Annotated in this window: 21 protein-coding genes, 2 tRNA genes and 1 rRNA gene; 14 read left to right on the top strand and 10 right to left on the bottom strand. The window is 65.3% G+C overall.

Annotation, left to right across the window (positions count from 1 at the left end; genetic code table 11):
• Nucleotides 1-53: 53 nt before the first annotated feature.
• From AB3K92_RS24785 to AB3K92_RS24770, 4 genes are all read right to left on the bottom strand, one after another.
• Nucleotides 54-129, bottom strand: a tRNA-Ala gene (locus AB3K92_RS24785).
• Nucleotides 130-167: 38 nt separating this feature from the next.
• A tRNA-Ile gene (locus AB3K92_RS24780) sits at nucleotides 168-244 on the bottom strand.
• A 63-nt stretch (nucleotides 245-307) separates the two neighbouring features.
• A 16S ribosomal RNA gene (locus AB3K92_RS24775) occupies nucleotides 308-1840 on the bottom strand.
• A 560-nt stretch (nucleotides 1841-2400) separates the two neighbouring features.
• Nucleotides 2401-3177 carry an enoyl-CoA hydratase gene (locus AB3K92_RS24770; RefSeq protein ID WP_021156980.1) on the bottom strand — a complete coding sequence of 259 codons (777 nt, stop codon included), beginning with the start codon at nucleotides 3175-3177 and terminating at the stop codon, nucleotides 2401-2403.
• A gap of 129 nt (nucleotides 3178-3306) precedes the next feature.
• On the opposite strand from AB3K92_RS24770, the gene paaN reads away from it, so the two are divergent.
• The 5 genes from paaN (at nucleotide 3307) to paaK (ending at nucleotide 8931) form a co-directional block, all read left to right on the top strand.
• Nucleotides 3307-5013 carry a phenylacetic acid degradation protein PaaN gene (gene paaN / locus AB3K92_RS24765; RefSeq protein WP_369466016.1) on the top strand — a complete coding sequence of 569 codons (1707 nt, stop codon included), beginning with the start codon at nucleotides 3307-3309 and terminating at the stop codon, nucleotides 5011-5013.
• A gap of 87 nt (nucleotides 5014-5100) precedes the next feature.
• A complete protein-coding gene (gene pcaF / locus AB3K92_RS24760) occupies nucleotides 5101-6303 on the top strand; it encodes a 3-oxoadipyl-CoA thiolase (RefSeq protein WP_369466015.1) in 1203 nt (400 codons plus the stop codon).
• Nucleotides 6304-6348: 45 nt separating this feature from the next.
• Nucleotides 6349-7140, top strand: coding sequence for a 2-(1,2-epoxy-1,2-dihydrophenyl)acetyl-CoA isomerase PaaG (gene paaG / locus AB3K92_RS24755; RefSeq protein WP_021156977.1), 792 nt, complete (start codon nucleotides 6349-6351; stop codon nucleotides 7138-7140).
• A 1-nt stretch (nucleotide 7141) separates the two neighbouring features.
• Nucleotides 7142-7594, top strand: coding sequence for a hydroxyphenylacetyl-CoA thioesterase PaaI (gene paaI, locus AB3K92_RS24750; protein ID WP_060047990.1), 453 nt, complete (start codon nucleotides 7142-7144; stop codon nucleotides 7592-7594).
• Nucleotides 7595-7632: 38 nt separating this feature from the next.
• Nucleotides 7633-8931 carry a phenylacetate--CoA ligase PaaK gene (gene paaK / locus AB3K92_RS24745; RefSeq protein WP_059498650.1) on the top strand — a complete coding sequence of 433 codons (1299 nt, stop codon included), beginning with the start codon at nucleotides 7633-7635 and terminating at the stop codon, nucleotides 8929-8931.
• Between the two features lie 260 nt (nucleotides 8932-9191).
• Here paaK and AB3K92_RS24740 read toward each other — a convergent pair whose 3' ends face one another.
• Together AB3K92_RS24740 and apaG are read right to left on the bottom strand one after the other, a co-directional pair.
• Nucleotides 9192-10424 carry a murein transglycosylase A gene (locus AB3K92_RS24740; RefSeq protein ID WP_048026376.1) on the bottom strand — a complete coding sequence of 411 codons (1233 nt, stop codon included), beginning with the start codon at nucleotides 10422-10424 and terminating at the stop codon, nucleotides 9192-9194.
• Nucleotides 10425-10505: 81 nt separating this feature from the next.
• Nucleotides 10506-10880, bottom strand: coding sequence for a Co2+/Mg2+ efflux protein ApaG (gene apaG / locus AB3K92_RS24735; RefSeq protein WP_011350820.1), 375 nt, complete (start codon nucleotides 10878-10880; stop codon nucleotides 10506-10508).
• Between the two features lie 178 nt (nucleotides 10881-11058).
• Between apaG and rpe the strand changes: the two genes are divergently transcribed.
• The 8 genes from rpe (at nucleotide 11059) to AB3K92_RS24695 (ending at nucleotide 18373) form a co-directional block, all read left to right on the top strand.
• Nucleotides 11059-11745: a ribulose-phosphate 3-epimerase gene (gene rpe, locus AB3K92_RS24730; protein ID WP_369466014.1), complete on the top strand. Its 687-nt coding sequence runs from the start codon at nucleotides 11059-11061 to the stop codon at nucleotides 11743-11745.
• 4 nt (nucleotides 11746-11749) lie between these two features.
• Complete coding sequence (locus tag AB3K92_RS24725; protein ID WP_369466012.1) at nucleotides 11750-12514, top strand: phosphoglycolate phosphatase; 765 nt, start codon at nucleotides 11750-11752, stop codon at nucleotides 12512-12514.
• Between the two features lie 357 nt (nucleotides 12515-12871).
• A complete protein-coding gene (gene trpE, locus AB3K92_RS24720) occupies nucleotides 12872-14365 on the top strand; it encodes an anthranilate synthase component I (protein ID WP_042973047.1) in 1494 nt (497 codons plus the stop codon).
• Nucleotides 14366-14378: 13 nt separating this feature from the next.
• A complete protein-coding gene (locus tag AB3K92_RS24715; protein ID WP_059554485.1) occupies nucleotides 14379-14969 on the top strand; it encodes an aminodeoxychorismate/anthranilate synthase component II in 591 nt (196 codons plus the stop codon).
• A 13-nt stretch (nucleotides 14970-14982) separates the two neighbouring features.
• On the top strand, nucleotides 14983-16014 hold the full coding sequence (trpD, locus tag AB3K92_RS24710; protein ID WP_027788472.1) for an anthranilate phosphoribosyltransferase: 1032 nt from the start codon (nucleotides 14983-14985) through the stop codon (nucleotides 16012-16014).
• Nucleotides 16015-16043: 29 nt separating this feature from the next.
• Nucleotides 16044-16829, top strand: coding sequence for an indole-3-glycerol phosphate synthase TrpC (trpC, locus tag AB3K92_RS24705; RefSeq protein ID WP_369466010.1), 786 nt, complete (start codon nucleotides 16044-16046; stop codon nucleotides 16827-16829).
• Entirely contained in the window at nucleotides 16829-17455 is a 627-nt protein-coding gene (locus tag AB3K92_RS24700) for a CYTH domain-containing protein (RefSeq protein WP_048026371.1), read from the top strand. Before trpC ends, AB3K92_RS24700 begins: the two co-directional genes overlap by 1 nt.
• A 12-nt stretch (nucleotides 17456-17467) precedes the next feature.
• Entirely contained in the window at nucleotides 17468-18373 is a 906-nt protein-coding gene (locus tag AB3K92_RS24695; protein WP_369466009.1) for a uracil-DNA glycosylase, read from the top strand.
• A gap of 116 nt (nucleotides 18374-18489) precedes the next feature.
• Here the strand turns inward: AB3K92_RS24695 and AB3K92_RS24690 are convergent, their stop codons facing one another.
• The 4 genes from AB3K92_RS24690 to AB3K92_RS24675 form a co-directional block, all read right to left on the bottom strand.
• Complete coding sequence (locus tag AB3K92_RS24690; RefSeq protein WP_048026373.1) at nucleotides 18490-19086, bottom strand: FMN-dependent NADH-azoreductase; 597 nt, start codon at nucleotides 19084-19086, stop codon at nucleotides 18490-18492.
• Between the two features lie 147 nt (nucleotides 19087-19233).
• Nucleotides 19234-21033, bottom strand: coding sequence for a M61 family metallopeptidase (locus AB3K92_RS24685; protein ID WP_369466008.1), 1800 nt, complete (start codon nucleotides 21031-21033; stop codon nucleotides 19234-19236).
• A gap of 106 nt (nucleotides 21034-21139) precedes the next feature.
• Entirely contained in the window at nucleotides 21140-21868 is a 729-nt protein-coding gene (locus tag AB3K92_RS24680) for a DsbC family protein (protein ID WP_369466007.1), read from the bottom strand.
• Between the two features lie 90 nt (nucleotides 21869-21958).
• A complete protein-coding gene (locus AB3K92_RS24675) occupies nucleotides 21959-23137 on the bottom strand; it encodes a UbiH/UbiF family hydroxylase (RefSeq protein WP_059653487.1) in 1179 nt (392 codons plus the stop codon).
• A 247-nt stretch (nucleotides 23138-23384) separates the two neighbouring features.
• Here AB3K92_RS24675 and ychF point away from each other — a divergent pair, with 247 nt between their 5' ends.
• Complete coding sequence (gene ychF / locus AB3K92_RS24670; RefSeq protein ID WP_021156964.1) at nucleotides 23385-24479, top strand: redox-regulated ATPase YchF; 1095 nt, start codon at nucleotides 23385-23387, stop codon at nucleotides 24477-24479.
• Nucleotides 24480-24489: the final 10 nt, after the last annotated feature.

Below are 24489 nucleotides of genomic sequence, written 5' to 3'. Positions count from 1 at the left end.
CCAATGCAAAATTCTCGGTTCATCGCATGAACCAAGCCCTTAGCGTTGGTGATTGGTGGAGGCAGACGGGATCGAACCGACGACCCCCTGCTTGCAAAGCAGGTGCTCTCCCAGCTGAGCTATGCCCCCATTGAGTACAGATGCCCTCAGGTGTTACCGCCAGACAATGGTGGGTCTGGTTGGATTCGAACCAACGACCCCCGCCTTATCAAGACGGTGCTCTAACCGACTGAGCTACAGACCCCTGAGTCTGTCTTTAATTTACAGCCGATAAGCGTGAGCGCTCAACTTTGCGAGATAGCTCTGGAAAGGAGGTGATCCAGCCGCACCTTCCGATACGGCTACCTTGTTACGACTTCACCCCAGTCATGAATCCTACCGTGGTGACCGTCCTCCTTGCGGTTAGACTAGCCACTTCTGGTAAAACCCACTCCCATGGTGTGACGGGCGGTGTGTACAAGACCCGGGAACGTATTCACCGCGGCATGCTGATCCGCGATTACTAGCGATTCCAGCTTCATGCACTCGAGTTGCAGAGTGCAATCCGGACTACGATCGGTTTTCTGGGATTAGCTCCCCCTCGCGGGTTGGCAACCCTCTGTTCCGACCATTGTATGACGTGTGAAGCCCTACCCATAAGGGCCATGAGGACTTGACGTCATCCCCACCTTCCTCCGGTTTGTCACCGGCAGTCTCCTTAGAGTGCTCTTGCGTAGCAACTAAGGACAAGGGTTGCGCTCGTTGCGGGACTTAACCCAACATCTCACGACACGAGCTGACGACAGCCATGCAGCACCTGTGCGCCGGTTCTCTTTCGAGCACTCCCACCTCTCAGCGGGATTCCGACCATGTCAAGGGTAGGTAAGGTTTTTCGCGTTGCATCGAATTAATCCACATCATCCACCGCTTGTGCGGGTCCCCGTCAATTCCTTTGAGTTTTAATCTTGCGACCGTACTCCCCAGGCGGTCAACTTCACGCGTTAGCTACGTTACTAAGGAAATGAATCCCCAACAACTAGTTGACATCGTTTAGGGCGTGGACTACCAGGGTATCTAATCCTGTTTGCTCCCCACGCTTTCGTGCATGAGCGTCAGTATTGGCCCAGGGGGCTGCCTTCGCCATCGGTATTCCTCCACATCTCTACGCATTTCACTGCTACACGTGGAATTCTACCCCCCTCTGCCATACTCTAGCCTGCCAGTCACCAATGCAGTTCCCAGGTTGAGCCCGGGGATTTCACATCGGTCTTAGCAAACCGCCTGCGCACGCTTTACGCCCAGTAATTCCGATTAACGCTTGCACCCTACGTATTACCGCGGCTGCTGGCACGTAGTTAGCCGGTGCTTATTCTTCCGGTACCGTCATCCCCCGACTGTATTAGAGCCAAGGATTTCTTTCCGGACAAAAGTGCTTTACAACCCGAAGGCCTTCTTCACACACGCGGCATTGCTGGATCAGGCTTTCGCCCATTGTCCAAAATTCCCCACTGCTGCCTCCCGTAGGAGTCTGGGCCGTGTCTCAGTCCCAGTGTGGCTGGTCGTCCTCTCAGACCAGCTACTGATCGTCGCCTTGGTAGGCCTTTACCCCACCAACTAGCTAATCAGCCATCGGCCAACCCTATAGCGCGAGGCCCGAAGGTCCCCCGCTTTCATCCGTAGATCGTATGCGGTATTAATCCGGCTTTCGCCGGGCTATCCCCCACTACAGGACATGTTCCGATGTATTACTCACCCGTTCGCCACTCGCCACCAGGTGCAAGCACCCGTGCTGCCGTTCGACTTGCATGTGTAAGGCATGCCGCCAGCGTTCAATCTGAGCCAGGATCAAACTCTTCAGTTTAAACCTGTTACTGTTTTCGGTTCAGTTAAGAACCGGTCGCTCACTCAAAGCTGACAGGAATATGAATTGCTTCATAAACCTGACTTACTTTAGTGTGAGACTCTTGATACTTTCGCTATCTGATCCGAGGATCAGCTCGCTTCCATCAAGCGCCCACACTTATCGGCTGTTAATTTTTAAAGAGCAATCTACGAGGAACTTCGTGTTTCCCGGCAGCGCTGCGTTTTCAGCAGCAGAGAAGCGAGATTATGAACCGTGTTTCGCAGCTCGTCAACAACTTTTTACACTACATCGTTGCGACTGCGGGGTTCAACTTTCTTCGCCAGCCGCGCGCCCAAGACTGCAGCACACCACCAGCTCCGCTTCCCCTTCCGCGCCGCGTTTCCGTTAGCGCGAAAGAGGCGTGATTCTAAGCACCTGCCCCCCATCCATGCAAGCCCTTTGTGAAAATATTTTGAAAAGCCCTCGTGCGCTGGCGCGCACGGGGGCCGGGGGCTCAGTGGGCCGGGTTCGACAACCGATACCAGCCAGGCACTGGCCACTTACCTCGGGCGCCTCAATCAGCGGTGCTTGAACACCGGCTTCCGCTTTTCAACGAATGCCGCCATCCCCTCCTTCTGGTCTTCGGTCGCGAACAGCGAATGGAACAGCCGGCGCTCGAAGTGAACGCCCTCGGCCAGCGTCGTCTCGTACGCACGGTTCACCGACTCCTTGACCATCATGACCGCCGGCAGCGAAAACTCGGCGATCGTCGCCGCGGCGGCAATCGCCTCGTCGAGCAGCGTGTCGGCCGGCAGCACACGCGACACGAGCCCCGCACGCTCCGCTTCGGCTGCATCCATGAAGCGGGCCGTCAGGCACATGTCCATCGCCTTAGCCTTCGACACCGCGCGCGGCAGACGCTGCGTACCGCCCGCCCCCGGCATGACGCCCAGCTTGATTTCCGGCTGGCCGAACTTGGCCGTGTCCGCCGCGAAGATGATGTCGCACATCATGGCCAGCTCGCAGCCGCCACCCAGCGCAAAGCCCGACACCGCCGCAATGATCGGCTTGCGGATTTCGCGAACCGTCTCCCAGTTACGTGTGATGTAGTCGCCCCGGTAGGCATCCATATAGGAATAGGTCGCCATCATGCCGATGTCCGCGCCAGCCGCGAACGCCTTCTCGCTCCCGGTCACGACGATCGCGCCGATGCCATCGTCCGCATCGAATGCCTTCAGCGCATCACCCAGTTCATCCATCAGCGCATCGTTCAGCGCATTCAGCGCCTTCGGACGGTTCAGCGTAACCAGCCCGACACGCCCCCGGGTCTCCACCAGGATGTTCTCGTAAGCCATCTATTTCTCCTCGATCAATGAAATGAGAAACGCCTCGCACATGCGAATAGTTTGATGCTACCATTCTCCGACCAACCGGTCGGTTAATTAATCGATCCAACCCCTCTCATCGTCCATCAGGCTGCCGCCATGACCCATGCACTGTTCACGAAGCACGAAGACACGCTGAAGCACGCACTCGCCGCCATCGAGAGCCGCGGGTACTGGAGCCCGTTCGCCGAAATGCCGAGCCCCAAAGTGTACGGGGAAAGCGCGAACGCAGATGGCGAAGCCGCGTTCAAGTCCTACCTCGACAAGACGTTCGCGCTCGACCAGCCGGCGTCCGGAGAAACGGTCGGCGCGGAACGGTCGCCGTACGGCATCGCATTGGGCGTCCGGTATCCGAAGTCGACGCCCGACGAACTGATCGCCGCCGCTGCCGCCGCGCAGCGTTCATGGCGTGAAGCCGGCCCGAGCGCCTGGATCGGCGTAAGCCTCGAAATCCTCGCGCGCCTGAATCGTGCGAGCTTCGAGATCGCCTACAGCGTGATGCACACCACGGGGCAGGCATTCATGATGGCGTTCCAGGCCGGCGGCCCGCACGCGCAGGATCGCGCGCTCGAGGCAGTTGCCTATGCGTGGGACGAACTGCGCCGCATTCCGGCCGATGCGCACTGGGAAAAGCCGCAAGGCAAGAACCCGCCGCTCGCGATGCACAAGCGCTACACGATCGTCCCGCGCGGCACCGGCCTCGTACTCGGCTGCTGCACGTTCCCGACCTGGAACGGCTACCCGGGATTGTTCGCCGATCTGGCCACCGGCAACACCGTGATCGTCAAACCGCATCCGGGCGCGATCCTGCCTCTCGCGATCACGGTCCGGATCGCTCGCGACGTGCTGCGCGAAGCCGGCTTCGATCCGAACGTCGTCACGCTCCTCGCGACCGAACCCAACGACGGCGCACTCGTTCAGGATCTCGCGCTGCGCCCCGAGATCAAGCTGATCGACTTCACCGGCAGCACGCAAAACGGCACGTGGCTCGAGCGCCATGCCCACCAGGCACAGGTCTATACGGAGAAGGCAGGCGTCAACCAGATCGTGATCGACTCGACCGACGACCTGAAGGCCACCGCCAAGAACATCGCGTTCTCGCTGGCGCTGTACTCCGGCCAGATGTGCACGGCACCGCAGAACATCTATGTGCCACGCGACGGCATCCGGACGGCGGACGGCCATGCGAGCTTCGACGAAGTCGCACAGGCAATCGCCGTTGCGGTACAAAAACTCACCGGCGATCCGGCCCGCTCGGTCGAACTGATCGGCGCGATCCAGAACGAAGGCGTGACCGCACGCATCGACGACGCCCGCCAGCTCGGCCGCGTGCTCGCCGACAGCCTGACCCTCCAGCACCCCGCGTTCCCCGATGCCCGCGTGCGCACACCGCTCGTGCTGCAACTCGACGTGGCCGATCGCGAAAAATTCACGCAGGAGTGGTTCGGCCCGATCTCGTTCGTGATCGCAACCGACTCGACCGCGCAGTCGCTCGATCTCGCCGGTGAAATCGCAGCAGAACATGGCGCGCTGACGCTCTCCGTCTACAGTACCGACGAAGCCATCGTCGACGCCGCACACGACGCGGCGGTACGCGGCGGCGTCGCGCTGTCGATCAACCTGACCGGCGGCGTGTTCGTGAACCAGTCGGCAGCGTTCTCGGATTTCCACGGCACGGGCGCGAACCCGGCAGCCAACGCGGCGCTCGCGGACCCGGCATTCGTCGCCAACCGGTTCCGCGTCGTGCAAAGCCGTGTCCATGTTGCGCCGAAAGCGGCACCCGCGGAAGCCGGTCAACCTGCATAACCCGAATGGTCGACGTGCAAACGCCGCCACGTTCTCTACCATGAACGAATCCGCTACCCGGCGGGTTCGTTGCTCATCGATACGCCCATGACAGACGCCTATATCTGCGACGCGATTCGCACCCCCATCGGCCGCTACGGCGGCGCCCTGAAAGATGTCCGCGCCGACGACCTCGGGGCGGTACCGCTCAAGGCGCTCGTGGAGCGCAACCGCGACGTCGACTGGACGGCGATCGACGACGTGATCTACGGCTGCGCGAACCAGGCCGGTGAGGACAACCGCAACGTCGCCCGCATGTCCGCGCTGCTCGCGGGGCTGCCGACCGACGTGCCCGGCACGACGCTGAACCGCCTGTGCGGCTCCGGGATGGACGCGGTCGGCACTGCTGCGCGCGCGATCAAGGCCGGGGAGGCGCGCCTGATGATCGCGGGCGGCGTCGAGAGCATGACGCGCGCGCCGTTCGTGATGGGCAAGGCCGCGAGCGCATTCGCGCGCCAGGCCGACATCCACGACACGACGATCGGCTGGCGCTTCGTCAATCCGTTGATGAAACAGCTGTATGGCGTCGATTCGATGCCGGAGACGGCCGAGAACGTCGCGGTCGACTACAACATCAGCCGTGCCGACCAGGACCTGTTCGCGCTGCGCAGCCAGCAGAAAGCCGCGCGTGCGCAGCAGGACGGCACACTCGCCGAGGAAATCGTCGCGGTCACGATTCAGCAGAAGAAAGGCGATCCGGTGGTCGTCTCGCGCGACGAGCATCCGCGCGAAACGTCGCTCGAAGCGCTCGCGAAGCTGAAAGGCGTCGTGCGCCCGGACGGTTCGGTAACGGCCGGCAACGCATCGGGCGTCAACGACGGTGCGTGCGCGCTGCTGCTCGCCAATGCACAGGCAGCGGACCAGTACGGCCTGCGCCGCCGCGCACGGGTCGTCGGAATGGCGACGGCCGGCGTCGCGCCGCGCGTGATGGGCATCGGGCCCGCACCGGCCACGCAGAAACTGCTGCGCCAGCTCGGCATGACCATCGACCAGTTCGACGTGATCGAGCTGAACGAGGCGTTTGCGTCGCAAGGTCTGGCGGTGCTGCGCATGCTCGGCGTCGCCGACGACGATCCGCGCGTGAACCCGAACGGCGGCGCAATCGCACTGGGCCATCCGCTCGGCGCATCGGGCGCCCGGCTCGTGACCACGGCCCTCCACCAACTCGAGCGTACGGGCGGCCGCTTTGCGCTCTGTACGATGTGCATCGGCGTCGGCCAGGGTATCGCGATCGCGATCGAACGCGTGTAACCCACGCACCGCGCGCCTATAACGAAGTCATGAAGGAGACACTGCATGTCCTATCAGGCGATTCAGCTGGATATCGATCGCGCCTCGAACGTGGCCACGATTACCCTCAACCGCCCCGACAAGCTGAACAGCTTTACGCGGGCGATGCATCGCGAACTGCAGTCGGCACTCGATGATGTCGAAGCGGCCGGTGCGCGCGCGCTGATCCTGACTGGCGCGGGGCGCGGCTTCTGCGCGGGCCAGGACCTGGCCGATCTCGACTTCACGCCGGGCGCGTCCACCGACCTCGGCGCGCTGATCGACGAGCACTTCAATCCGCTGATCCGCCGCCTGCAGCGTCTGCCGATTCCGGTCATCGCCGCCGTCAACGGAACCGCGGCCGGCGCCGGCGCGAACCTCGCGCTCGCGTGCGATCTCGTGTTCGCCGCCCGCTCGAGCAGTTTCATCCAGGCCTTCGTCAAGATCGGGCTCGTACCCGATTCGGGTGGCACATGGTTCCTGCCGCAACGCGTCGGCATGGCACGCGCGCTGGGGCTCGCGCTGACCGGCGACAAGCTCGGCGCCGAACAGGCCGAGCAATGGGGCTTGATCTGGCGCGCGGTCGACGACGACACCCTCGCTGCGTCAGTCCGCCAGCTCGCCACCCAGCTTGCGCAGCAGCCGACGCTCGCGATCGCATCGATCAAGCAATCGATGCGCGACAGCGTCACGAACACGCTCGACCAGCAACTCGACCAGGAACGCGACCTGCAGCGCAAGCTCGGTCAGTCGTACGACTATGCGGAAGGCGTGAAGGCGTTCATCGAGAAGCGCGCACCGCGCTTCGAGGGGCGTTGACATGACGGACGCCACTGCCACGCTCGACCCCGACGCGCTCGCCCGTGCCGCCGCGCGAGCCATGTACGACGCCGACGCATGCAGCCGCGCGTTCGGGATGGAAATCGCCGAAGTACGCGCCGGCTACGCGCGCCTGCAAATGCGCGTGCGGCCCGAATTCCTGAACGGGCATCAGACCTGCCATGGCGGGATCATCTTCACGCTGGCCGATTCGACGTTCGCGTTCGCATGCAACTCGTACAACGTGAACGCAGTCGCGGCCGGCTGCTCGATCGAATTCCTGCGCCCCGTGCACGGCGACGACGTGCTGACGGCCGAGGCGATCGAGCAGGCACGCGCCGGCCGCCAAGGGATCTACGACATCCGCGTCACGAACCAGACCGGAGAAACCGTCGCGATGTTTCGCGGCAAATCCGCCCAGATCAAGGGTACGGTCATCCCGGAAGACCGCTGACGTCGACGGCTCGCACATAACAAACACTGGAGACATGCATGACTACCCCGCTACCGCTCGAGCCGATCGAGACCGCCTCACGCGACGAGCTGACCGCGCTGCAGCTCGAACGCCTCAAGTGGTCGCTCCGGCATGCGTATGACCACTCTCCCGTCTATCGTCGCAAGTTCGACGACGCGGGCGTCCATCCGGACGACCTGAAGACGCTCGCCGACCTGTCGCGCTTCCCGTTCACGACGAAGAGCGACCTGCGCGACAGTTACCCGTTCGGGATGTTCGCGGTGCCGCAGGACCAGATCTCGCGCATTCATGCGTCGTCGGGCACGACCGGCAAGCCGACGGTCGTCGGCTATACGGCCGGCGACATCGACACATGGGCGAATCTCGTCGCGCGCTCGATCCGCGCCGCCGGTGCGCGCCGCGGCGACAAGGTGCACGTGAGCTACGGCTACGGCCTGTTCACAGGCGGGCTCGGTGCGCACTACGGCGCCGAACGCGCAGGGCTGACCGTGATCCCGTTCGGCGGCGGCCAGACCGAAAAGCAGGTGCAGCTGATCCAGGATTTCCGGCCCGACATCATCATGGTGACGCCGAGCTACATGCTGTCGATCGCCGATGAAATCGAGCGCCAGGGTCTCGATCCCGTGCAGAGTTCGCTGCGCATCGGCATCTTCGGCGCGGAACCGTGGACCAACGACATGCGCGTCGCGATCGAGCAGCGGATGGGCATCGACGCGGTCGACATCTACGGGCTTTCCGAAGTGATGGGCCCCGGCGTCGCGTCCGAATGCGTCGAGACCAAGGACGGCCCGACCATCTGGGAAGACCACTTCTATCCGGAAATCATCGACCCTGAAACGGGCGAAGTGCTTCCGGATGGCGAACTCGGCGAGCTCGTGTTCACGTCGCTGACGAAGGAGGCACTGCCGATCGTCCGCTACCGCACCCGCGACCTCACGCGGCTGCTGCCTGGCACTGCCCGCACGATGCGCCGGATGGAGAAGATCACGGGGCGTTCGGACGACATGATGATCGTGCGCGGTGTCAACGTGTTCCCGACGCAAATCGAGGAGCAGTTGCTCAAGCAGCGCGCACTCGCACCGCACTATCAGATCGTACTGACAAAGGAAGGCCCGCTCGACGTGCTGACGCTCAATGTCGAGCCCTGTCCGGAGACTGCGCCCGATACGGCGGCGATTCATGCGGCCAAACAGGCGCTCGCACACGACATCAAGTCGCTGATCGGCGTGACGGCCGTAATCAACGTGCTGCCCGTGAACGGGATCGAGCGTTCGGTCGGCAAGGCGCGACGCGTCGTCGACAAGCGCAAGGGCTGACGGCAATCGCCGCGCGTGCACGACGTGCGGTGAATCCGCGGCTGCAAATGAAACAGCCCGATCGGCCAACGCCGATCGGGCTGTTTCATTCCGGGCCGCCTCTGGGGCACCCGTCGAGGCAAAAGGCGCGTCACGAAAACTCACGCCGCACGTGGCGCCCTCGCAATCAGCGCGACACGCCCCGCACACTCCATCGCGCCCACGAGTGCACCCTCCGATGCATCGGCAGCGGCGGCCCGGACAACCCGGGCCGCCTCAAGTCACGAGTTCGGGAACAGCAGCCACATCCGGCCGACCTGCTTCATCCGGCCGGCCTGATCGCCTGCGTCGTCGCCGAGCCCCCAGAAATAATCGGCCCGCACGCCGCCCTTGATCGCGGAGCCCGTATCCTGCGCGAACACGAGCCGGTTCATCGGCGTATTCGTCAGCGGGCGCGTGGTCTGCAGGAACACCGGCGTGCCGAGCGGGATCGACGACGGGTCGACCGCGATCGAGCGTTCCGGCGTCAGCGGCACGCCGAGCGCGCCGATCGGGCCGTCCGCGCCGCCGTGCGGCGCATCCTCCTTGGTCGGCATGTCGCGGAAGAACACGAACCGCGGGTTCGTGTCGAGCAACGCGTCGACGCGATTCGGGTTCGCCTTCGCCCACGCCTTGATGCCCTGCATCGTCGCCTGGGCGGGTGTCAGTTCGCCGCGATCGAGCAGCCACTTGCCGATCGAACGGTACGGCTGGTTGTTGGTGCCGCCGAAGCCGACCCGCATCACCGAACCGTCGTCGAGCAACACGCGCCCCGAGCCCTGCACCTGCAGGAAGAACGCCTCGATCGGGTCGTCGACCCACACGAGTTCGTTGCCGTTCAGGATGCCGGCGCGTTCGAGCTGCGCGCGTGCCGGCAGCGCGGCGCCCGCGCGATAACCGGCCGGCCAGCGGTACAGCGCGTACTGATACGGGCCACGACGCACGCGCGAACCATGCAGCAGCGGCTCGTAATAGCCTGTCACCAGCCCGTCGAGCGTACCGTCGGTGTTCGCGAACTGGAACGGCGTGAAATACGTTTCGAAGAATGCCCGCGCACTGCTGACGTCAAGCTCGTCGAGCCGGTCGGCAGCCGCACACGCACGCTGCCAGGCCGGCTGGCGCGCGAGCCGCACGCAGTTCTGCCGCAATGCGGCCGTCGCGCCGATCAGCGAATCATCCTGCCAACCCGGCACCTGCTGCCACGCGACCGGCGTGAGTCGCTTCGCGGCGACCTGCCCCGGCATGATCGCCGCGCCGGTCGGCGGCTTCAGCGACGAAGTCCGCGTCGGCGTGCCGCCGCACGCCGCGAGCAGCGCCGCCGCCGCGACCGCTGCCGCCCACCCGGCCAACCGGGGCCCAAACCACATACAATGTCCGTTCTTGATGGAAACCGCCATGTCAGATTTTCTCGACCAATATCCGATGCTCATCTTTGCGCTCGAAGCCTTCGTAGCGCTTGCCCTGCTGATCTTCATCGTCGTGTGGACGTCGTCGGGCAGAAAGAAGCACGCCCGCGGCAACAACGACCGCCAGCCGCGCTGACGCGCTTCGCACGCTCAATGCAGCGTGCGCGGCATGTGGAGTGCGAACTCGTCGACCGGCGCCTCGAAACGCTCGCCGTCTTCCGCCACGCAGAAGTACGCGCCCCGCATCGTGCCGACCGGCGTCGCGATCACGGCCCAGCTCGTGTATTCGAAGTGCTCGCCCGGCTGCAGCAGCGGCTGGTGCCCGACGACGCCGAGCCCCTTCACTTCCTGCACGTGGTTCTCGCTGTCCGTGATGATCCAGTGACGCGCGATCAGCTGCGCCGCGACTTGTCCCGTGTTGCGGATCGTCAGCGTGTACGCGAATGCGTATTGACGGCGATCGGGGTCGGATTGTTCCGGCAAGTAGCTGGTTTTCACCGAAACGGTGAACTGATACTGACTCATGATGTTTCCGGTGGAAGGTGACTGTCCGTGCCGGCATGGGCAACGGGGCCGCGGGCGCGCCGCATTGGTTCGGCATTCTATGCGCAATCGGGCCTCGGCCGCACGGGCCGCCGCCGCGCACCGGGTCGCCGGACGGTAGAATGACGGTTTTGCGCCGCAACGTCCCCGCTCCCCTGCCATGACCCAATTCCGTATCGCTCCCAGCATCCTGTCGGCCGATTTCGCACGGCTCGGCGAAGAAGTCCGCAACGTCGTCGCTGCCGGCGCCGACTGGATCCACTTCGACGTGATGGACAACCATTATGTGCCGAACCTGACGATCGGCCCGCTCGTGTGCGAAGCGATCCGCCCGCACGTGCAGGTGCCGATCGACGTGCACCTGATGGTGCGCCCGGTCGACCGGATCGTGCCCGATTTTGCGAAGGCCGGTGCCAACCTGATCAGCTTCCACCCGGAAGGCTCCGATCACATCGACCGCACGCTGTCGTTGATCCGTGACCACGGCTGCAAGGCCGGTCTCGTGTTCAATCCGGCGACGCCGCTGAACTACCTCGATCACGTGATGGATCGCCTCGACTTCGTGCTGCTGATGTCGGTCAACCCGGGCTTCGGCGGCCAGTCGTTCATCCCGGAAACGCTGAACAAGCTGCGCGAAGCACGCGCACGCATCGACGCGTACACCGAGCGCACCGGCCGCGAGATCCTGCTCGAAGTCGACGGCGGCGTAAAAGCCGACAACATCGCGGAAATCGCGGCGGCCGGGGCCGACACCTTCGTCGCGGGTTCGGCGATCTTCGGCAAGCCCGACTACCGCAAGGTGATCGAAGAGATGCGCGCCGCGCTCGCTACCGTCGAGCGGAGCTGACGCCGTGGCCGATTCGTCGCTCGCCGGCCATGCGCCGGCCGGGGCCGCAGCTGAAGCCGCCCCGATCCGCTTCGCCGCGTCGCGCATCGACGCGGCGCTGATCGATCTCGACGGCACGATGGTCGACACGGCCGACGATTTCACGGCCGGCCTGAACGGGATGCTCGCGCAGCTCGGCGCGCCGGCCACGTCGCGTGACGAGGTGATCGGCTACGTCGGCAAGGGCTCCGAACACCTGATCCAGAGCGTGCTGAAACCGCGCTTCCCGGCCGACGAAGCGCACGCGCGCTTCGACGATGCACTGGCGATCTACCAGACCGAATACGCGAAGATCAACGGCCGCCACACGCGCCTTTATCCGGACGTAGCCGCCGGCCTCGACGCGTTGCGTGCGGCCGGCATCCGGCTCGCGTGCGTGACGAACAAGCCGCATCGCTTCGCCGTCGAACTGCTCGAGCAATACGGGCTGGACGAATGCTTCGGCGTCGTGCTCGGCGGCGACAGCGTCGCGCGCAAGAAGCCCGATCCGCTGCCGATGCTGACGGCCTGCAGCGCGCTCGGCGTCGCTCCGGATGCGGCAGTCGCGATCGGCGACTCGGAAAACGATGCGCTGGCCGGCCGCGCGGCCGGGATGGCGACGCTGACTGTGCCGTACGGCTACAACCACGGCAAAGCTATACAAACGATAAATTCGGATGGTATAGTCGATTCGTTGCTGGTCGCAGCTCGCGCAATTACCGCGCACAACACCGGCCGGCCAACCATCTGATTATTTCTTCCATCTGCATGTTTCTGAATAAAAAACGGAGTCTGAGCAGCATCGACCGGGGAGCCTGGCCCTGGCGTCGCTGGTCGCGCTAACCTCTTCGATGAGGTACGCTGAAGCACGTCTTCAGCGCCGTTTTTTATCTCGCTGCGCATCCGCGCGCCGACCGTCGCACCACCTCGAGTTCCACCGCGTCCGAACGCTTGCGTTCAGGATCGGCCGCAGGCTCGCGACGTTCACGCCCGGAGTGCCGGCCGGCAACAGGCACTTCTCGATCGACCGCCCTTTCGCCGACGGCAACCCGCGCAGCGTCAAGTGATCCCTGGCGCACGCGCCGCTCGTCCCGAACAGGACCGGAACATGACCGAACTCGAATTCCAATCGCTCGCGAACGAAGGCTACAACCGCATCCCGCTGATCGCGGAAGCCCTCGCCGATCTCGAAACGCCGCTGTCCCTCTACCTGAAGCTGGCCCAGCCCGAACGCGCGGGCGCCAACTCGTTCCTGCTGGAATCGGTGGTCGGCGGCGAACGCTTCGGCCGCTACTCGTTCATCGGCCTGCCGGCCCGCACGCTCGTCCGCACCCGTAACGGCGTGTCGGAAGTCGTGCGCGACGGCCAGGTCGTCGAGACGCATGACGGTGACCCGTTCCAGTTCATCGAATCGTTCCAGGCGCGCTTCAAGGTCGCGCAGCGCCCGGGCCTGCCGCGCTTCTGCGGCGGTCTCGCCGGTTATTTCGGCTACGACGCGGTGCGCTACATCGAGAAGAAGCTCGCGAACACCGCGCCGCGCGACGATCTCGGCCTGCCCGACATCCAGTTGCTGCTGACCGAGGAAGTCGCGGTCATCGACAACCTCGCCGGCAAGCTGTACCTGATCATCTACGCGGACCCGAGCCAGGCCGAAGCCTACACGAAGGCGAAACAGCGCCTGCGCGAACTGAAACAGCGCCTGCGCACGACCGTGCAGCCGCCCGTCACGTCGGCGAGCGTGCGCACCGAAACCTTCCGTGAGTTCAAGAAAGACGACTATCTGGCCGCCGTGCGCCAGGCGAAGGAATACATCGCGGCCGGCGAGCTGATGCAGATCCAGGTCGGCCAGCGGCTGACGAAGCCGTACCGCGACAATCCGCTGTCGCTGTATCGTGCGCTGCGTTCGCTGAACCCGTCGCCGTACATGTACTACTACAACTTCGGCGATTTCCACGTGGTCGGCGCGTCGCCGGAAATCCTCGTGCGCCAGGAGAAGCGCGGCGAAGACCAGATCGTCACGATCCGTCCGCTCGCCGGCACGCGCCCGCGCGGCAACACGCCCGAGCGCGATGCGGAACTCGCGACCGAACTGCTCAACGATCCGAAGGAAATCGCCGAGCACGTGATGCTGATCGACCTCGCGCGCAACGACGTCGGCCGCATCGCGGAGATCGGCTCGGTGCAGGTGACCGACAAGATGGTCATCGAGAAATACTCGCACGTGCAGCACATCGTCAGCTCGGTCGAAGGCAAGCTGAAACCCGGGATGACGAACTACGACGTGCTGCGCGCGACGTTCCCGGCCGGCACGTTGTCCGGCGCGCCGAAGGTGCGCGCGATGGAACTGATCGACGAGCTCGAGCCGGTCAAGCGCGGGTTGTACGGCGGCGCCGTCGGCTACCTGTCGTTCTCGGGCGAGATGGATCTCGCGATCGCGATCCGCACGGGCCTGATCCACAACGGCAACCTGTACGTGCAAGCGGCGGCCGGCGTCGTCGCGGATTCGGTGCCCGAATCCGAATGGCAAGAGACCGAGAACAAGGCGCGCGCGGTGCTGCGTGCGGCCGAACAGGTCCAGGACGGCCTCGATAGCGACTTCTGACCGGAGACTGACCATGCTGCTCATGATCGACAACTACGATTCGTTTACCTACAACCTGGTCCAGTACTTCGGCGAACTCGGCGAGGACGTACGCACCTACCGCAACGACGAAATCACGCTCGACGAGATCGCGCGCCTGAATCCCGACGCGATCTGCCTGTCGCCCGGCCCGAGCAACCCGCAACACGCGGGCATCACGCTCGACGTGCTGCGTGAATTTTCGGGCAAGAAGCCGATCCTCGGCGTCTGCCTCGGCCATCAGGCGATCGGCGAGGCATTCGGCGGCCGCGTCGTGCGCGCGAAGACCATCATGCACGGCAAGGTGAGCAAGATCGAAACCGACTGCCGCGGTGTGTTCGCCGACCTGCCGAAGCATTTCGACGTCACGCGCTACCACTCGCTCGCGATCGAGCGCGAATCGCTGCCTGACTGCCTCGAGGTGTCCGCGTGGACCGACGACGGCGAGATCATGGGCGTGCGCCACAAGACGCTGCCGGTCGAAGGCGTACAGTTCCACCCGGAATCGATCCTGTCCGAGCATGGCCATGCACTGCTCGAGAATTTCCTGAAACAGGCACGCGCCGCAGCCGCGCAAGCCGCCTGACGGGAGCCTCACGATGACGATTACCCCGCAGGAAGCGCTGCAGCGCACGATCGAACACCGCGAGATCTTCCACGACGAGATGCTGCACCTGATGCGGCTCATCATGCGCGGCGACATGTCGCCCGTGATGGCGGCCGCGATCATCACCGGGCTGCGCGTGAAGAAGGAGACGATCGGCGAGATCGCCGCCGCCGCGACCGTGATGCGCGAATTCGCGAACCACGTCGAGGTGCAGGACAACTCGAACTTCGTCGACATCGTCGGCACCGGCGGCGACGGCTCGCACACGTTCAACATCTCGACCGCGTCGATGTTCGTCACGGCCGCGGCCGGCGCGAAGGTCGCGAAGCACGGCAACCGCGGCGTGTCGAGCAAGTCCGGCAGCGCCGACGTGCTCGAGGCGCTCGGCGTGAATATCGACCTGCAGTCGGAGCAGGTCGCCGCGTCGATCGCCGAGACGGGCATGGGCTTCATGTTCGCGCCGAACCATCACCCGGCGATGAAGAACATCGCGGCCGTGCGCCGCGAGCTCGGCGTGCGCACGATCTTCAACATCCTCGGCCCGCTGACCAATCCGGCCGGCGCGCCGAACCAGCTGATGGGCGTGTTCCACCCCGACCTCGTCGGCATCCAGGTGCGCGTGATGCAGCGTCTCGGCGCGCAGCACGTGCTCGTCGTGTACGGCAAGGACGGGATGGACGAGGTGTCGCTCGGCGCCGCGACGCTCGTCGGCGAATTGCGCGACGGCAAGGTGCACGAATACGAGATCCATCCGGAAGATTTCGGCCTGCAGATGGTGTCGAACCGCACGCTGAAGGTGGAAAATGCCGACGAATCGCGCACGATGCTGCTCGGCGCGCTGGACAACCAGCCGGGCGTCGCGCGCGAGATCGTCACGCTGAACGCGGGCACCGCACTCTATGCGGCGAACGTCGCCGAATCGATCGCGGACGGCATCCAGCTCGCCCGCGAAGCGATCGCGAGCGGCAAGGCCCGCGCGAAAGTCGACGAACTCGTGCGCTTCACGCAACAGTTCAAGCGCTGACTCCCCTTACGAATCAAGCAGGAACCCACATGAGCGACATTCTCGACCGAATCATCGCCGTCAAGCGCGAAGAAGTCGCGGCGGCCATGCGCAGCGCGCCGCTCGAGGCACTGAAACTGGAAGCCTCCGCGCGCGACCTGCGCGACTTCGTCGGCGCACTGCGCGCGAAGCACGCAGCCGGCCACGCGGCCGTGATTTCCGAAATCAAGAAGGCCAGCCCGTCGAAGGGCGTGCTGCGCGAGCATTTCGTGCCGGCCGACATCGCCCGTTCGTACGCGGAGCACGGCGCCGCGTGCCTGTCGGTGCTGACCGACGAGCAGTTCTTCCAGGGCAGCGTCCGCTATCTCGAGGAAGCACGCGCGGCCTGCACGCTGCCGGTGCTGCGCAAGGACTTCATCGTCGATGCGTACCAGATCGTGGAAGCGCGCGCGATGGGCGCGGACGCGATCCTGCTGATCGCCGCCGCGCTCGACACGCCGCTGATGCAGGATCTCGAAGCGTACGCACACTCGTTCGGCCTCGCGGTGCTGGTCGAAGTGCACGACCGCAACGAGATGGAACAGGCGCTGACGCTCAAGACGCCGCTGCTCGGCATCAACAACCGCAACCTGCGCACGTTCGAGACGTCGATCCAGACCACGCTCGACATGCTCGACATGATTCCGGCGGACCGCATCGTCGTGACCGAGTCGGGGATCCTGTCGCGCACCGATGTCGACACGATGCGCGCGGCGAACGTGAACACGTTCCTCGTCGGAGAAGCGTTCATGCGTGCCGACCAGCCGGGCGAGGAACTCGCACGGATGTTCTTCTGATGGCGATCGAAAAGGAAATCAAGCTCGCGCTGCCGGCCGGCCAGGCCGAGGCCGCGCGACGCTTCTTCGAGACGCTGACCGGCGAACCCGGCCACGACATCACGCTCGCGAACGTCTACTACGATACGCCCGACCTCGCGCTGGCCCGCTCGAAGAGCGCGGTGCGCGTGCGCCGCGCGCCGCAGGGCTGGCTGCAGACGTTCAAGACGGTCGGCAGCGCGGAAGGCGGCCTGCACCGCCGCCACGAATGGGAGCTGCCGGTCGCCGGCGACGCGCTCGAGATCGATGCGCTCGTCGCGGCCTGCGACGTGCCGGAGGCCGCCGCCGCGCTGAATGACGCTGCCGGCGCGCTGCGTGCGCTGTTCCGCACGGATTTTTCGCGTACGCTGTGGCGCATCGCAATCGGCGGCGCAACCGTCGAAGCCGCGGTGGACATCGGCGAGATCGTCGTCCAGGCGGAACACGAAACGCGCCGCGAACCGATCAGCGAAATCGAACTCGAACTGATCGACGGCCCGGAAGCGGCGCTCGCAACGCTCGCCGCCGAACTGCAGCAGGCGCTGCCGGGCCTCGCTCCCGAAAACATCAGCAAGGCGCAGCGCGGCTACCGGCTGCGCGCGCAATAACACGCATCACGCATGGCAACCCGCAAGACTTCCCGCGCGCCGCAACAGGCGTCGCTGTTCGACGATCCCGTGCCGGAAACGGCACCGGCCGATCTTCCGTCCCCGCCTTCCGAACCGCCCGCGGCCGGGCGCAAGCCCGCCAAGAAAACCGCCGCACCGGCTGCGGCACCGGCGGCCCCGCAGCCTGCCGCCGCCAACGTTCCGCACCTCGCCGCGCAATTCGACGCGCTGCCTGCCATCTGGCGCGACGTGCTGAAGCCCTTTACCGACAGCGACGCGTATGCGCCGCTGTGCCGCTTCGTCGACGACGAGCGTGCGGCCGGCAAGACGGTCTACCCGACCGACGTGTTCCGCGCGCTGCGCCTGACGAGCCCGGACGACGTGAAAGTCGTGATCCTCGGCCAGGATCCGTATCACGGCGACGATCGCGGCACGCCGCAGGCGCACGGGCTCGCGTTCTCGGTGCCGCCCGCCGTGCGCACGCCGCCGTCGCTGCGCAACATCTTCAAGGAAATCGCCGCGAACTTCGGTCATGACACGCCTCGCCACGGCTGCCTCGACACCTGGGCGCGCCAGGGCGTGCTGCTGCTCAACACGGTGCTGACGGTCGAGCGCGGCGCGGCCGCGAGCCATGCGAAGCGCGGCTGGGAGCAGTGCACGGACACGCTGATCCGCGAACTCGCCGGCCGCCATCGCGGGCTCGTGTTCATGCTGTGGGGCGCACACGCGCAGGCGAAGCGCGCACTGTTCGACGCAAGCGCGCATTGCGTGCTCGAGGCGCCGCATCCGTCGCCGCTGTCCGCGCACCGCGGTTTCCTCGGTTGCCGCCATTTCGCGCTCGCGAACGATTATCTGGTCGACGCCGGCCGCGAGCCGATCGACTGGCGCCTGCCGGAAGTGGCCGAAACGCTCGCGTAACGCGCTGCCGGTTCCTTCGAGCCGGCAAGCATGCAAAAACGCCGCGTCCCTTTCGGGAACGCGGCGTTTTTTTATCGGGCGATGCAGCAGGTGCGTCGCACCCGCTTCGGCCTTCCTTACGCGGCGGCGATCGCTTCGCGTGCGCTCGCGAGCGCGGCGCTCTGCGCGTCCGGCCCGAGGTTCAGGCCTTCAGCGTGAATGAAGTTCACGTCGGTCAGGCCGATGAAGCCGAGGAACGAGCGCAGGTACGGCGTCTGGCTGTCGTTCGGCGTACCCAGGTACTTGCCGCCGCGGGCCGTCACCACGTGAACCTTCTTGCCCTTGATCAGGCCTTCCGGACCGTTCTCGGTGTAGCGGAACGTGACGCCTGCACGGGCGATCCAGTCGAAATACGCCTTCAGTTGCGACGACACGCCGAAGTTGTACATGGGTGCGCCGATCACGATGATGTCGGCCGCTTGCAGTTCGGCGATCAGTGCATCGCTCTTCGCGACGATCGCATTCTGTTCCGCGGTGCGCTTGTCGGCCGGCGTGAAGAACGCGCCGAGCACCGATTCGTCGAGGTGCGGCAGCGCATCGGCCAGCAGGTCGCGAACCACGACATTCGCGCCGGGGTTCGATTGTTGCAGCTTTGCCGTCAGTTCGTTGGCCAGCAGCGTGGATTGCGCACCTTGCGAACGCGCCGCGGAATTGATTTGCAGAATGGTCGTCATGTCAGGCTCCAGTAGGGTTGCGCTTCGGTAGCGCGAGTGACGCCATTGTGCGTGGCCGCATGACCGCGAAAAAGCGGGTTCAGGGCGACGGATTGTTGCAACAACAGAACAATCCTCGATCGCGCCCCGATACCCGCCTTCGTAGGATCAGCCCTTCAGCCAGGCTTCCCGGGCCTTCGATGCCGCCGCCGGCTTCGCGGCCGCCGTCAGCCGGTAGCGCGTGACTTCGGGGCCGTCGAGCTTCAGTTTCGCGGTGCGCAGCTCGTCGCGACGGAATGCGTGAACCTCGACCTTGTCGCCCGGCCGGTAGCGCGCGAGCAGCGCGTCGAGGTTGGTGCCCGTGACGCGCAGCCCGTCGACCGCGATCAGCGTGTCGCCGGCCGACAGCCCCGCGCGATGCGCGGCGCCGCCTTCGTAGACCGCCGCGAACGTGCAGTCCGCGCCGCCGCGCAGGCGTGCGCCGATCGTCGGTTTCGCGGCCGCGCCGTTCGCGACATCCGGCGTGAGCGTCACGCCGAACGGTGCGAGTAGCTCGGCGAGCGGCAGGTCGCGCGTGCCGTGCACGGCATCGGTGAACAGGCGGCCGAGCGCGACGCCCGTCGCTTCCTCGATCAGCGTCTCGACTTCGTTCTCCTCGACACCCGACTGCTTGCCGCGGTAGAAATCGCGGCCGTAGCGCTGCCACAGCAGGCGCATCACGTCGTCGAGCGACTTCCGGTTGCGCGTCTGCGCGCGGATCGCGAGATCGAACGCGAGCGCGACCAGCGAACCCTTCGTGTAATAGCTGACGATCGCGTTGGTCGCGTTCTCGTCCTGGCGGTAGTACTTGATCCAAGCGTCGAACGAGCTTTCCGCGACGCTTTGCTTGAGCCGGCCCGTGCCGCGCAGCACGCCGCCGACCGTGCGGCCGAGCGCCGCGAAATATTCGTCCTGCGACATCAGCCCGCTGCGCACCAGCATCAGGTCGTCGTAATACGACGTGAAGCCTTCGAACAGCCACAGCAGCGACGTGTAATTCTCGCGCGTCAGGTCGTACGGCACGAACGCCGCCGGCTTGATGCGCTTCACGTTCCAGGTATGGAAGTACTCGTGACTGCAGAGACCGAGGTACGTGCGATAGCCTTCCGTCGTTTCGGGCCGCCCCTTCACCGGCAGGTCGGTGCGGTTGCAGATCAGCGCGGTCGACGCGCGATGCTCGAGGCCGCCGTAACCGTCGCTGACCGCAAGCGTCATGAACACGTAGCGGTCCATCGGCGCCTTCTTCGATTTCGGCTCGAACAACGCGATCTGTGCTTCGCACACGCGCTTCAGGTCGGCGCGCAGGCGCTCCATGTCGAGCTGCGTCACACGCCCCGCGATCACGATGTCGTGCGGCACGCCGTGCGCGTCGAACGTCGCCAGCGCGAATTCGCCGATCGTCACCGGATGATCGGAAAGCTCGTCGTAGTTCGACGCGCGGTACGCGCCGAACCCGTAGCGCTTCGTGCCGCGCGCCTCGGGCAACGCGGTGCCGACGCGCCACGCGCGGAACGCCGCGCCGGCCGGCTTCCCGATGTCGACTTCACACGGCGCGTCCTCGCGGCCGGCAACGCTCAGGAACACGGCCGTCGCGTTGAAGAAGCCGCCCGATTCGTCGAGATACGCGGAGCGCACCGACAGGTCCCACGCGTACACGTCGTAACGCAGCGTCAGCGTGCCGTTCACGGGTGCGGCCTGCCACGTGTGCTTGTCGGTCTTTGCGATCCGCACCTTGCGGCCCGCGTCGTTGAATGCGCCGAGCGTCACGATGTTGCGCGCGAACTCGCGCACGAGGTAGCTGCCCGGAATCCACACCGGCAGCGAAAAGCGCTGGCCTTCGGGGTCGGGATCGGCGACCGTCACCGACACTTCGAACAGGTGCGCGGCAAGATCTTTCGGGACAATCGAATAGCGGATCGGCTGGGTCATCGTGGCAATCGGACGGTCGGATACGGCGGCGGAAACGAAGAGAGGCGCCGGCAGGTCACGCGGGCGCCCCTCGCTGGCCGGGCCATGCGGCCCGGCGGATGGTCGGTTACTTGCTCGACGCGAGCGCCTGGTTGAGCTGGTCGGCCGATACGGCGCCCGGCAGGCGGCGGCCGTCCGGCAGGAAGATCGTCGGCGTGCCCGTGACGTTCATCCCGCGGCCGAGCGCGAGGTTCTTGTCGAGTGCGGCGGTATCGCAGGTACCGGCGCCGGTCGGTGCGCGATGGTCGAGCATCCAGCTCTCCCACGTTTTCGCGCGGTCGGTCGCACACCAGATCGCCTTCGCCTTCGCGGTCGAATCCGGCGACAGCACCGGGTACAGGAACGTGTAGACGGTCACGTTGTCGACCGACTGCAGCGTCGTCTCGAGCTTCTTGCAGTACGGGCAGTTCGGATCGGAGAACACCGCGATCTTGCGGGCGCCGTTGCCCTTGACGACCTTGATCGCATTCGCGAACGGCAGGCTCGCGAAGTCGATCTTGTTGATTTCGGACAGGCGGGCGTCGGTCAGGTTCTTGTGCGTCTTGGTGTCGACGAGATCGCCGAGCAGCACGTAGTCGCCCGCCGCATCGCTATAGATGATCTGCGAGCCGAGGTTCACTTCGTACAGACCCGCGACCGGCGATTTCGACACGCTCTTGATCGGCGCATCGTTGCCGAGGCGGGCCTGCAGCGTGGCTTTCAGCTTGTTGGTGGTCTGGTCGGCCTGCGCGGTGCAGCCAAGCGTCGCCATCGTGACGGCCAGCGCCAGCGACGCGATGCGGATCGTTTTTTTCATCGAAATCTTCCTTCAGCTCAATCGGTGTTCACGGCACAGTGTACGCCGTAACGGAACCGTGTCCGACCGGCGAAGCGGCCGAAGGTTCGATCAGCCGAGCGCGGCCGACACGAGCCAGCGCTTCACGAGCGGCTGCGCACCGACGAAGGCCATGCCCGCATTGCGCACGGCCTTCGCGAGCGAGCCCGGCACCGCGAACAGCCGCTGCAGGCCGTCGGTTGCGACCATCAGCGCGCGGATGTCCTCGCGGCGCGAACGCTCGTAGCGGCGCAGCAGCACCGTATCGCCGAGGTTGCGGAAGCTTTCCTTGCCGGCGATCGCATCGGCAAGCGCCGCCACATCGCGCAGGCCGAGGTTCATCCCCTGTCCCGCGAGCGGGTGGATCAGGTGCGCGGCATCGCCGACCAGCGCGACGCGCGGCGCGATCAGCTTGTCGACCGTCTGCAGCGCCAGCGGGAAGCCGGCGGCCGGTGTCACGCAGTCGAGCGTGCCGACCTGGCCATGAGACACGCGCTCGACCTCGGCCGCGAGCTGCGCCGGATCGAGTGCGAGCAATTCATCCGCATGCGCGGTGTGCGCGGACCAGACGAGCGACACATGGCCGTCCGGCAGCGGCAGCAGCGCGACGATCTCGCCTTCGTGGAACCACTGGTAGGCCGTCTCGCGATGCGGCAGCGACGCCTTGAAGTTCGCAACGACTCCGGTTTGCCGGTAGTCGCGTCGTTCGACTTTGGCCCCCATTTGCGAGCGCACCCATGAATGCGCGCCGTCCGCGCCGACGACGAGATCCGCTTCCAGCACCTGCCCCGACGACAGCGTGAGCACGGCTGCGTCGTCGTGTACGTCGAAGCCCTGCGCGCGCGCCTCGAACCACGTGAGGTTCGGCTGAAACCGCAGCGCGGCGTCGAGCGACGCCTCGACCAGCGACGATTCGGCGATCCACGCAAGCTGCGGCACGGATGCCTGGTACGCGGAGAAATGCAGTTCCGCGTGGGCATCGCCGTACACGCGCATGTCGTAGACCGGTGCGAGGCGGCCATGGTCGAGCGCCTGCCAGACCCGCAGCCGCTCGAGCAACGCCTGCGAACTGGAAGACAGCGCGTAGACGCGCGTGTCGAATACGAGATCGGCGGGGCGCGGCGTGGCCGGCTGGGCGAGCAAGGCAGTCTTGTAGCCGGACTGGGTCAGCGCGAGCGCGGCAGTCTTGCCGACGAGCCCGCCGCCGACCACGGCGACGTCGAAGGAGTGGTGGGCAGTCATGGCGGGCATTATAGCCGCGGGGCCAAACCCTTACGCGGCCGGACTTTGCGGGAAATCAGCAGAATCGCAGGCGGCCGATGCAGCGCGGCGGCCCGCCGCATCGGCCGTTCGGCGCCGGCCCGCAATCCGGGGGCGCCGGCACGGTACAATAGCGTCTTTGACCGTCGGCCCGCCGCGCCCCAAGCGCCGGCCGCCCTTTTTTCCCGCGCCGCCGTGCCCTGTCCGGCCGCGCCGCCTTACCCGTCCGAAGGATTCCATGAGTCTCAAATGCGGCATCGTCGGCTTGCCCAACGTCGGCAAGTCCACCCTGTTCAATGCGCTGACCAAGGCCGGCATCGCCGCCGAGAACTACCCGTTCTGCACGATCGAGCCGAACGTCGGCATCGTCGAAGTGCCCGATACGCGCCTGAAGGCGCTCTCCGAGATCGTCAAGCCGGAGCGTGTCGTGCCGGCCGTCGTCGAGTTCGTCGACATCGCGGGCCTCGTCGCAGGCGCGAGCAAGGGTGAAGGCCTCGGCAACCAGTTCCTCGCCAACATTCGCGAAACCGATGCAATCACGCACGTCGTGCGCTGCTTCGAGGACGAGAACGTCATTCACGTCGCCGGCAAGGTCAGCCCGATCGACGACATCGAAGTGATCAATACCGAACTCGCGCTCGCCGACCTCGGCACCGTCGAGAAGGCGCTCACGCGCTATTCGAAGGCCGCGAAGTCGGGCAACGACAAGGAAGCGGCGAAGCTCGTCGCCGTGCTCGAGAAGGTGCGCGCGCAGCTCGACCAGGGCAAGGCCGTGCGCGGCCTCGCGCTGTCGGACGACGAAGAGGCGCTGCTCAAGCCGTTCTGCCTGATCACCGCGAAGCCGGCCATGTACGTGGCCAACGTGAAGGACGACGGTTTCGAGAACAACGCGCACCTGGATGCCGTGCGCAAGTACGCGGAAAGCGAAAATGCGCCGGTGGTCGCCGTGTGCGCGGCGATCGAGGCGGAAATCGCCGATCTCGACGATGCCGACAAGGAAGCATTCCTCGCCGACATGGGCATGGAAGAACCGGGCCTCGACCGCGTGATCCGCGCGGGCTTCAAGCTGCTCGGCCTGCAGACCTACTTCACCGCGGGCGTGAAGGAAGTGCGCGCGTGGACGATCCATATCGGCGATACGGCACCGCAGGCGGCCGGCGTGATCCACACCGACTTCGAGCGCGGCTTCATCCGCGCGCAGACGATCGCGTTCGACGACTTCATCACGTACAAGGGTGAACAGGGCGCGAAGGAAGCCGGCAAGATGCGTGCGGAAGGGAAGGAATATGTCGTGCACGACGGCGACGTGATGAACTTCCTGTTCAACGTCTGAGCGTTACATC

Origin of the sequence: Burkholderia sp. Bmkn7 (genome assembly GCF_041103175.1) — a bacterium.
Classification (GTDB): Bacteria; Pseudomonadota; Gammaproteobacteria; order Burkholderiales; family Burkholderiaceae; genus Burkholderia; species Burkholderia cepacia.
This window is presented reverse-complemented; position numbering and strand designations above follow the sequence as displayed.